The 8,084-nt window shown below is 74.9% G+C and carries 6 protein-coding genes and 1 pseudogene; 3 read left to right on the forward strand and 4 right to left on the reverse strand.

Annotated elements, in window-relative coordinates:
• Positions 1-80 precede the first annotated feature (80 nt).
• The gene (locus F6X68_RS27505) at positions 81-1,487 is read left to right on the forward strand and encodes a class II 3-deoxy-7-phosphoheptulonate synthase (RefSeq protein WP_151456989.1); all 1,407 of its coding nucleotides are present in this window, start codon (positions 81-83) and stop codon (positions 1,485-1,487) included.
• Positions 1,488-1,582: 95 nt separating this feature from the next.
• On the forward strand, positions 1,583-2,614 hold the full coding sequence (locus F6X68_RS27510; RefSeq protein ID WP_151456990.1) for a low specificity L-threonine aldolase: 1,032 nt from the start codon (positions 1,583-1,585) through the stop codon (positions 2,612-2,614).
• 19 nt (positions 2,615-2,633) lie between these two features.
• Here the strand turns inward: F6X68_RS27510 and F6X68_RS27515 are convergent, their stop codons facing one another.
• Positions 2,634-3,497 carry a deoxyribonuclease IV gene (locus tag F6X68_RS27515; protein ID WP_151456991.1) on the reverse strand — a complete coding sequence of 288 codons (864 nt, stop codon included), beginning with the start codon at positions 3,495-3,497 and terminating at the stop codon, positions 2,634-2,636.
• A gap of 2 nt (positions 3,498-3,499) precedes the next feature.
• A complete protein-coding gene (gene pknB / locus F6X68_RS27520) occupies positions 3,500-5,485 on the reverse strand; it encodes a Stk1 family PASTA domain-containing Ser/Thr kinase (protein ID WP_151456992.1) in 1,986 nt (661 codons plus the stop codon).
• Positions 5,486-5,649: 164 nt separating this feature from the next.
• On the opposite strand from pknB, the gene F6X68_RS27525 reads away from it, so the two are divergent.
• Positions 5,650-6,042: an Rv2175c family DNA-binding protein gene (locus F6X68_RS27525; RefSeq protein ID WP_151456993.1), complete on the forward strand. Its 393-nt coding sequence runs from the start codon at positions 5,650-5,652 to the stop codon at positions 6,040-6,042.
• 45 nt (positions 6,043-6,087) lie between these two features.
• Here F6X68_RS27525 and F6X68_RS27530 read toward each other — a convergent pair whose 3' ends face one another.
• Together F6X68_RS27530 and F6X68_RS27535 are read right to left on the reverse strand one after the other, a co-directional pair.
• Positions 6,088-7,170, reverse strand: a complete 1,083-nt coding sequence (locus F6X68_RS27530; protein ID WP_151456994.1) for a polyprenyl synthetase family protein — start codon at positions 7,168-7,170, stop codon at positions 6,088-6,090.
• A gap of 9 nt (positions 7,171-7,179) precedes the next feature.
• A pseudogene (locus F6X68_RS27535) lies at positions 7,180-8,084 on the reverse strand (hypothetical protein); the annotation flags it as partial.

Here is an 8,084-nt window from a genome sequence, read left to right on the forward strand (position 1 = left end):
CCCGGTGAGCCCGCTCTCACCTGCCGGAACCATCCCCCTCGCCGGTCGGTCGCCGGGCCGCTCGCCGTACGCTTTCTGTCATGCGCCATGAGTGGCATCAGCTGAGCCATCCCGCGGTGGGCAGCCCTGGGCTGCAGACCAGCCGTCCGACCGTCGACTCCGCCGAGGACGCGGCCCTCGGCCTCGACCGCTGGCGGGAGCTGCCGCGCACACAGATCCCGCCGTGGCCGGATCCGGCGGAGGTCGCCGAGGTCTGCAAGGTGCTCGACACGGTGCCCTCGGTGGTGGCGCCCTACGAGGTCGACCAACTGCGGCAGCGGCTGGCGCTGGTGTGCGAGGGCAAGGCCTTCCTGCTCCAGGGCGGCGACTGCGCGGAGACCTTCGTCGACAACACCGAGAGCCACCTGCTGGCCAACGCCCGCACTCTGCTCCAGATGGCGATCGTGCTCACCTACGGCGCCTCGCTGCCGGTGGTCAAGGTGGCCCGGGTCGCCGGGCAGTACACCAAGCCCCGGTCGCTGCCGACCGACGCGCGCGGGCTGCCCGCCTACCGCGGCGACATGATCAACTCGCTGGAGGCGACGCCGGAGGCACGGGCCGCCGACCCGCAGCGCATGATCCGGGCGTACGCGAACTCGGCCGCCGCGATGAACATGCTCCGCGCGTACCTGGCCGGCGGGCTGGCCGACCTGCACGCCGTGCACGACTGGAACAAGGGCTTCGTCAAGAACTCCCCGGCCGGCGAGCGCTACGAGGCGATCGCCCGCGAGATCGACCGGGCGCTGGCCTTCATCCGGGCCTGCGGGATGACCGACGACGAGGCGCTGCGCACCGTCACCCTCTACTGCTCGCACGAGGCCCTCGCCCTGGAGTACGACCGGGCGCTGACCCGGGTCTCCGACCGCCGGGCGTACGGCCTGTCCGGGCACTTCCTGTGGATCGGCGAGCGCACCCGGCAGATCGACGGGGCGCACATCGACTTCATCTCCCGCATCGCCAACCCGATCGGCGTGAAGCTCGGCCCGACGACGACCCCGGACGAGGCCATCGAGCTCTGCGAGAAGCTCAACCCGGAGAACGTCCCCGGCCGGCTCACCCTGATCAGCCGGATGGGCAACCACCGGGTCCGCGACGCCCTGCCGCCGATCGTGGCGAAGGTGACCGCCGCCGGCGCCAAGGTGGTCTGGCAGTGCGACCCGATGCACGGCAACACGCACGAGTCGTCCAACGGCTACAAGACCCGGCACTTCGACCGCATCGTGGACGAGGTGCTCGGCTACTTCGAGGTGCACCGGGGCCTGGAGACCCACCCGGGCGGGCTGCACGTGGAGCTGACCGGCGAGGACGTCACCGAGTGCCTGGGCGGCGCCCAGGGCATCGAGGACCTCGACCTGCCCGGCCGCTACGAGACCGCCTGCGACCCGCGACTGAACACCCAGCAGTCGCTGGAGCTGGCCTTCCTCGTGGCGGAGATGCTCCGTGGCTGACGTGCGAGCCCCTCAGCCGGCAGCCGGAGGGATGACAGTGGCTGACGCGAGGAGTGAGCTTGTGAGCCCCGCAGTCGGCAGCCGAAAGGATGACAGTGGCTGACGTATTCGTCGATCTTCGTTCGGACACCGTGACCCGGCCCACGCCGGGGATGCGGGAGGCGATGGCCGCCGCCGACGTCGGCGACGACGTCTACGGCGAGGACCCGACCGTCAACGCGCTGGAGGCCGAGGTCGCCGCGCTGTTCGGGCACGAGGCGGCGCTGTTCGCCCCGAGCGGGTCGATGGCCAACCAGATCGCCCTGCAACTGGTGGTGCCGCCGGGCGACGAGCTGCTCTGCGACGCCGACGCGCACGTGGTGACGTACGAGATCGGGGCCGCTGCGGCGTACGGCGGCATCTCCTCGCGGACCTGGTCACCGGTGGGCGCGGACATCGACCCGGGCGTCGTCGCCGCGATGGTCCGTCCCGAGGGCTACCACGCGGTCCCCACCCGGGCGATCGCCGTCGAGCAGACCCACAACCGGGGCGGCGGCGGGGTGATCCCGCTGGCCACCCTGCGCGAGCTGCGCCGGGTCGCCGACGACGCGGGCGTGGCCCTGCACTGCGACGGGGCCCGGATCTGGCACGCGCACGTCGCCGACGGTGTGCCGCTGGCCGGGTACGGCGCCCTCTTCGACACCCTGTCGGTCTGCCTCTCCAAGGGGCTCGGCGCGCCGGTCGGCTCGCTGGTCGTCGGCAGCGCCGACAAGATCGCGCGAGCCCGGGTGATCCGCAAGCGGATGGGCGGCGGGATGCGGCAGGCCGGCATCCTGGCCGCCGCCGGCCGGTACGCGCTGGCCCACCACGTCGACCGGCTCGCCGCCGACCACGCGAAGGCGGCCCGGCTCGCCGAGGCGATCGCCCCGTTCGGGGTGCTGGCCACGACCGTCCGGACCAACCTGGTGCCGCTGGACCTGACCAAGGCGCCGCTGGACGCGCACGCCCTGGCCGCCGCCGCCCGCGCCGAGGGCGTCCTGGTCTCGGTGCTCGGCCCCCGCACCGCCCGCCTGGTCACCCACCTGGACGTCGACGACGCCGGCATCGAGCGCGCCGTCGAGGTCCTCACCCGCGTCCTGCGGGGCTGACCGCCCCGCCGGCCCCGCGTCAGGGGTGCAGGCGCCTGAGGGTGGCGATGTCGGCGGCGTGGCCGACGTGCTTCTCCGTCGGCGTCTCCACCACGACCGGGACGCCGGCGGTGGCCGGATGCGCCATCAGCTCGGCGAACGCCGGCTCGCCGATGGTGCCCTTGCCGATGTTCTCGTGCCGGTCCCGGGTGGAACCGCAGAGGTCCTTCGAGTCGTTCGCGTGCACCAGCCGAAGCCGGTCGGCCCCGACCGTCGCCACGAGCGTGTCCAGCGTCGCGGTCATGCCGCCCTCGGCGGCCAGATCGTGCCCCGCGGCCCAGGCGTGGCACGTGTCGAAGCAGACCCCGAGCCAGGGGTGCCGCTCCACCGCGTCGAGGTAGGGCCCGAGCTGCTCCACCCGCGAGGCGAGCGAGCGACCGCCGCCCGCGCTCGGCTCGACCAGCAGCCGCGGGCCGTCCGCTGCCGCCGCCTCGTCGAGCAGCGGCAGCAGCGTCTCGCGTACCTGCCGCATGGCGGCCTCGGCGTACCCCTCGTCGACCGCGCTGCCGGCGTGGAAGACCACGCCCTCGGCGCCGATCGCCCGGCCCCGGCGCAGCGCGTGGGCGAGCGTCTCCGCCGAACGCTCGACCGTGTTGGCGGTGGGGGAGCCGAGGTTGACCAGCAGGGACGCGTGGATGAAGACGGGCACGCCCCGCTCGCCGCAGCCGTCGCGGAACGCCACGTCCTGGGCCGGGTCGCCGGGCGGCAGCGCCCAGCCCCGCGAGTTGGACACGTAGACCTGCACGACCCGCGAGCCGGCCGCGTCGGCGTACGGCAGGGCGGCCCTCGCCAGGCCGCCGGAGGTGGGCGTGTGCGAGCCGACCAGCCGCTGCGGTGCCGGCATCGCTACATGCATCCGAGGGTGACCGGGGTGGCCGGCGGCACCTGCGTGTTCTCCGGCGGGTTCTGGAACCGGGTGATGCCGTTCGGGTTGAACTGGATCGCCACCGGGAAGCCCTGGCTCTCCAGGAGCTGCTTGGCCTGCTGGCAGGGCAGGTCGATGACCCGGGGCACGGCGACCAGCGGCGGGCCCTTGCTGAGTTCCAGCTTGACCTTCGCTCCCCGCTCCACCCCGGTGCCGTCGGCCGGGCTCTGCCCGAGGATCTCGTCCCTGGGCTTGTCGGAGTCCTTGTAGGTGGGCTCCACCAGCTCCAGGCCCAGCTGGGCGAGGATCGTCTTGGCCTCACCCAGGCTCTTGCCGACCAGGTTGGGCACGGAGATCGGGGCCTTGCCCTTGCTGAGGACGACCGTGATCTTGTCGCCCGGCTTCACCTCGGCGCCGACCTTCGGGTTGGTCTCCAACACGACGCCCGCGGGCAGGTTGTCGTCGTAGCGGGCGGTGCCCTTCGCCACCACCAGCTTCGCGTCGAGCAGGTCCGCCTCGGCGAGCTCGAATTCCTTGCCCACCACGTCGGGCACCGGGAAGCGCTCCGGCCCCAGCGAGAGGGTCAGCGTGATCGTGCCGCCCTTGACGATCCGGGTGGCCGAGGCCGGGTCCTGCGCCAGGACGGCGTCCTTCGGGACCTTCTCGTCGTAGCGCGGATCGGCGTAGCTGAGGACGACCCCGACGCGGGCGGCCTGCGCCTCCGCGTCGGCCTTGGTCATCGCCACCAGCTGCGGGGCCTCCGTGTAGCGTCCGGCCGCCAGCCACCAGCCGCCGCCGGCGACCAGCAGGACCAGCACCACCGCGGCGGCGATGACCGCCCTGCGGCCGCGCGGGTCGCCCATCACCCGGGCGCGCAGCGCGGACAGCCGCGACCACAGGCCCTCGTCCTCGTCGGGCTCGGCCCGGCGACGGCCCGCCCGGGGGGCGGCGCCCTCGGGCAGCCGGGCCCAGGCGGGCCGCTGGGCCGGCTGGACCGCCGCGACCATCATGGTCGGCCCGGCCATCGGCTCGTCGGACACCCGGCGCAACACGGCGGTACGCGTGTTCGCGTCGCCCAGGTCGTCCCGGACCGCCTGCACCTCGGCCAGCAACGCGCCGGCGTCCGTCGGCCGGGCGCCCGGATCACGCCGGGTGGCCCGGGCGACCAGTTCGTCGAGCGCCCTGGGCAGGCCGGGCACCAGGGTCGACGGCGTCGGGACGTCGTTGTCGACGTGCTGCCAGGCGACGTCGACCGGACGGTCCCCGTCGTAGGGCACCCGACCGGTGAGCATCTCGAACAGCACGATGCCGGCGGAGTAGACGTCGGTGCGGGGGTCGGCGTGCCCGTCGGTGACCAGCTCCGGGGCCACGTACGCGACCGTGGCCATCAACTGGTTGCCGTTCTCGTCGTCGGCGCTCGCCTCGACCGCCTGGGCCAGCCCGAAGTCGGCGACCTTGACGACGCTGTCGACCAGGTTGGCCGCGCCGCCGGTGGGGGCCTCGGCGACCAGCACGTTCTCCGGCTTCACGTCGCGGTGCACCAGCCCCGCCCGGTGCGCGGCGGCGATCGCGGCGAGCATCTGCTCGGCGATGGCCAGCGCCTCGTCGGGGTTGAGCCGACGCCGCTCGGCGAGCACGTCGCGCAGGGTGCGACCGCGGACGTACTCCATCACGAGGTAGGGCAGGCCCGAGTGTTTGCCCTGGTCGTAGACGGCGACGACGTTGGGGTGGGTCAGCCGGGCGATGGTCTTCGCCTCGTCGGTGAACCGCTCCACGAAGCCCGCCGTCCGCGCCCCTGGTTCCGGGGCCTGGGACGGGTGAATGATCTTGAGTGCGACGGTGCGCTCGAGGCGTTCGTCGGTGGCGGTGTACACGGTCGCCATGCCGCCACGGGCCACGCGACCGCGGATGCGGTAGCGCCCGTCGATCAGCGAGCCCAGCAACGTGTCGGCGACCTGTGTGTCCATCGGCAGGGAGTCTATGTGTCCAGGGGGTGAAGGTTGAACAGGATGCTACAGATGGGGTGCGACCAGGACTGCCCCGCCGCGCTCGCTTCCCCCGCCGGCCCTGCTCAGCCGGCTCGTGGGGGTGCCGTTGACCCCGATCGGGCGGGACATGGCAGGGTGGTCCGGTGACCGACTCAGTACCCGCCGACCGGGCCGTGCCCGGCCCCGAATCCGCCGGCCCCGCCGATGCCGCCGACTGGCTGACCCTGCCGGACGTGGCCGAGCGCCTCGACGTGTCGATCAGCAAGGTCCACCAGATGATCCGGGACCGGGAGCTGATCGCGGTACGCCGCGACGGCGTCCGCCGGATACCGGCCGACCTGGTGGCCAACCAGACGGTGCTGAAGCACCTGCCCGGCGTGCTCAACCTGCTGGCCGACGGGGGCTACGACGACGAGGGTGCGCTGCGCTGGCTCTACGAGCCGGACGACACCCTGCCGGGCGGCAGCCCCGCGAAGGCCCTCGCCGGCGACCAGGCCCGCGAGGTGAAGCGCCGGGCCCAGGCCCTGGGCTTCTGACCCGCCCCTGCCCCTCGCCCCCGCGCGGGTGGGCCGGTCAGCGGGTCAGTCGGCGCGGCGGGTGGCGGCGATGGCCAGGTCGACCAGGGCCTGCCGGGCCTCGGTGTCCAGGTCGACGGCGGCCAGCGCCGCCAGCGCGGTGTCGGTCAGCACCCCGATCCGCTGCTCCGTACGCGCCAGCGCCCCGCTGCCGTCGATCAGCTCGCGCAGCCGGGTGACCCCGGCCTCGTCCAGCCCGGGGTCGCCCAGCCCGCCGAGCAGCAGTTCCCGGCCCGCCCCGTCGGTCGTCTCCAGGGCCGCCGCCACCAGGTAGGTCCGCTTGCCCTCACGTAGGTCGTCACCGGCCGGCTTGCCGGTCTGGGCGGGATCGCCGAAGACCCCCAGCACGTCGTCGCGGAGCTGGAACGCCTCGCCCAGCGGCAGCCCGTACGCGGAGTACGCCGCCCGGACCTCCGCCGACGCGTCGGCCAGCGCGGCGCCGAGCAGCAGCGGCCGTTCGACCGTGTACTTCGCCGACTTGTAGCGGGCGACCTTGCCGGCCCGCTCCACCGAGGTGTCCCCGGTGACCTGGGTCAGCACGTCGAGGTACTGGCCGACGGTGACCTCGGTGCGCATGGCGTCGAAGACCGGCCGGGCCCGGGCCACCGTGCGCGGGTCCAGGCCGGCGGAGTGCAGCAGGGCGTCGGACCAGACCAGGGACAGGTCGCCCAGCAGGATCGCCGCCGCGTCGCCGAAGCCGTCCGCGTCGCCGCCCCAGCCGGACGCCCGGTGCCGGGCCGCGAACCGCCGGTGCACCGCCGGCTCGCCGCGCCGGGTGTCGGAGCGGTCCATCAGGTCGTCGTGGATGAGCGCGCTGGCCTGCACGAACTCCAACGCGGCCAGGGCGGTGACCACCTGGTCGGTGTCCACCCCGCCGGCTCCCCGGAACCCCCAGTAGGCGAACGCCGGGCGCAGTCGCTTGCCGCCGCCGAGGACGAACGCCTCGATCGCCTCGGCGAGCGGAGCCAGGGCGTCGTCGACCCCGGCCATCCAGGCGCGCTGGCTCGCCAGGAACTCGGTCAGGGCCTTGTCGATCCGTTGGCGCAGCCCGGCGCGGTCGACGGGGGAAACAGGAGCAGCGTGGGTCACGCCACGACGCTAGCCGGTCGGGGCGGACCCCGTCGCGGCACCGGGGGGCCGACGCGCCGCACGCCACGTGGGAGCCTGCCGGCCTGCCGGCCCAGGTGGCGGCCCCGGACGGGGCAGGTACGGAGCCGCCGCGGCGGCGAGCGCCCGGTACCGCCGGACGGCCGGCTCGTCGCCGTGCCCGGCCAGCCGCCGGCGTACGTCGGCCAGTTGGCCCAGCGCGCGGGGCGACCCGGCGCGGACCGCGTCGAGCAGCGCCTCGCCGGCCACCGCGCAGGCCCGCTCCACCTCGCCGAGTTGCAGGTAGCCCCGGGCCAGCCAGCCGCCGTAGATCGCGGAGGTGCGGGGGCCGCGCCGCCGGACGGCGTGCAGGGGCGCCTCGGCCGGGAGCGGTCGGCCCAGAGCGACCAGCGTGCGCCCGGTCATCGCCGCCAACTCCGGCCCGTCGAGCCAGTAGAGCCACGGTGGCTCCCGGCCCGGCTCCGGCGCGTCGGTCACCCGACGGGCCGCGTCGAGCGCCTGCCGGGCCGCCCCCGCCCGGCCACCGAGCGCCGCGGCCAGGGCCACCCGGTGCAGCAGCAGGGCACGCAGGCCGGGGCTGGCCGACCGCCGTGCCCCCGCGTACGCGGTGCGGGCCAGCACCAGCGCGCCCTCCGGGTCGCCGACGCCGGTGAGCAGGTGGCTGGCCGAGCCGAGCACGTGCCCGGCGAGCGGCGGGTCGCCGGCCGTCGCGGCGGCGCGCAGTGCCAGCCGGTACGCGTCCAGGGCGCCGGCGGCGTCCCCCGCGTCCGCGGCGAGCCAGCCGGCGAGCTGGGCGGACTCGGCCAGCTCGGGCAGCAGCCGGGGGCGTGCGGAGGGGGCGCACCCGGACAGCGCCCGCACCGCCCGTCCCAGCCGGTACGCCCCGAGCCCGGCCA

The organism is Micromonospora sp. AMSO12t (assembly GCF_008806585.1).
GTDB lineage: Bacteria > Actinomycetota > Actinomycetes > Mycobacteriales > Micromonosporaceae > Micromonospora > Micromonospora reichwaldensis.

Bases quoted from the DNA above. Each gene is read 5' to 3' on its own strand.
- F6X68_RS27505 (WP_151456989.1), top strand. From the start codon at position 81: ATGCGCCATGAGTGGCATCAGCTGAGCCATCCCGCGGTGGGCAGCCCT.
- F6X68_RS27515 (WP_151456991.1), bottom strand. From the start codon at position 3,497: ATGCCGGCACCGCAGCGGCTGGTCGGCTCGCACACGCCCACCTCCGGC.
- pknB (WP_151456992.1), bottom strand. From the start codon at position 5,485: ATGGACACACAGGTCGCCGACACGTTGCTGGGCTCGCTGATCGACGGG.